1 rRNA gene is annotated in these 1,850 nt (G+C 56.6%); it reads right to left on the bottom strand.

Going from position 1 to position 1,850, the window contains the following annotated elements:
* Window positions 1-21: 21 nt before the first annotated feature.
* Window positions 22-1,850 (bottom strand): 23S ribosomal RNA (locus ABT345_RS33190); the annotation flags it as partial.

Raw genomic sequence — 1,850 nt, 5'->3', positions numbered from 1 at the left:
ACACAGTGGACGCGAGCAACTGAGGACAAGCCCTCGGCCTATTAGTACCAGTCAACTCCAACCGTTACCGGTCTTCCATATCTGGCCTATCAACCCAGTCGTCTACTGGGAGCCTTACCCCATCAAGTGGGAGGGAGCCCTCATCTCGAAGCAGGCTTCCCGCTTAGATGCTTTCAGCGGTTATCCTTTCCGAACGTAGCCAACCAGCCATGCCCTTGGCAGAACAACTGGCACACCAGAGGTTCGTCCGTCCCGGTCCTCTCGTACTAGGGACAGCCCTTCTCAAGACTCCTACGCGCACAGCGGATAGGGACCGAACTGTCTCACGACGTTCTAAACCCAGCTCGCGTACCGCTTTAATGGGCGAACAGCCCAACCCTTGGGACCGACTCCAGCCCCAGGATGCGACGAGCCGACATCGAGGTGCCAAACCATCCCGTCGATATGGACTCTTGGGGAAGATCAGCCTGTTATCCCCGGGGTACCTTTTATCCGTTGAGCGACGGCGCTTCCACAAGCCACCGCCGGATCACTAGTCCCTACTTTCGTACCTGCTCGACCCGTCAGTCTCACAGTCAAGCTCCCTTGTGCACTTACACTCAACACCTGATTGCCAACCAGGCTGAGGGAACCTTTGGGCGCCTCCGTTACCCTTTAGGAGGCAACCGCCCCAGTTAAACTACCCACCAGACACTGTCCCTGATCCGGATCACGGACCCAGGTTAGACATCCAGCACGACCAGAGTGGTATTTCAACAACGACTCCACAACCACTGGCGTGGCCGCTTCACAGTCTCCCACCTATCCTACACAAGCCGAACCGAACACCAATATCAAGCTATAGTAAAGGTCCCGGGGTCTTTCCGTCCTGCTGCGCGAAACGAGCATCTTTACTCGTAGTGCAATTTCACCGGGCCTATGGTTGAGACAGTCGAGAAGTCGTTACGCCATTCGTGCAGGTCGGAACTTACCCGACAAGGAATTTCGCTACCTTAGGATGGTTATAGTTACCACCGCCGTTTACTGGCGCTTAAGTTCTCAGCTTCGCCACACCGAAATGTGACTAACCGGTCCCCTTAACGTTCCAGCACCGGGCAGGCGTCAGTCCGTATACATCGCCTTACGGCTTCGCACGGACCTGTGTTTTTAGTAAACAGTCGCTTCTCGCTGGTCTCTGCGGCCACCACCAGCTCAGGAAGCAAGTTCCCTCACCAGCAATGGCCCCCCTTCTCCCGAAGTTACGGGGGCATTTTGCCGAGTTCCTTAACCATAGTTCACCCGAACGCCTCGGTATTCTCTACCTGACCACCTGAGTCGGTTTAGGGTACGGGCCGCCATGAAACTCGCTAGAGGCTTTTCTCGACAGCATAGGATCATCCACTTCACCACAATCGGCTCGGCATCAGGTCTCAGGCTTCATGCTGTCCGGATTTACCTGGACAACGCCCTACACCCTTACCCCGGGACAACCACCGCCCGGGCTGGACTACCTTCCTGCGTCACCCCATCACTCACCTACTACCACCTTGGTTCAGCGGCTCCACCACTCCCCTCAACTCCGAAGAGATCAGGGCGGCTTCACGGCCTTAGCATCAGAGGGCTCGATGTTTGACGCTTCAAAGCGGGTACCGGAATATCAACCGGTTGTCCATCGACTACGCCTGTCGGCCTCGCCTTAGGTCCCGACTTACCCTGGGCAGATCAGCTTGACCCAGGAACCCTTAGTCAATCGGCGCACACGTTTCCCACGTGTGTATCGCTACTCATGCCTGCATTCTCACTCGTGAACCGTCCACAACTCGCTTCCGCGGCTGCTTCACCCGGCACACGACGCTCCCCTACCCAACCCA

The organism is Streptomyces sp. NPDC000404 (assembly GCF_040300365.1).
In the GTDB taxonomy this organism is placed as follows: Bacteria; Actinomycetota; Actinomycetes; order Streptomycetales; family Streptomycetaceae; genus Streptomyces; species Streptomyces ramulosus.
Note: the sequence above shows the minus strand (reverse complement) of the source record. Positions and strands in the feature narration are given on the sequence as shown.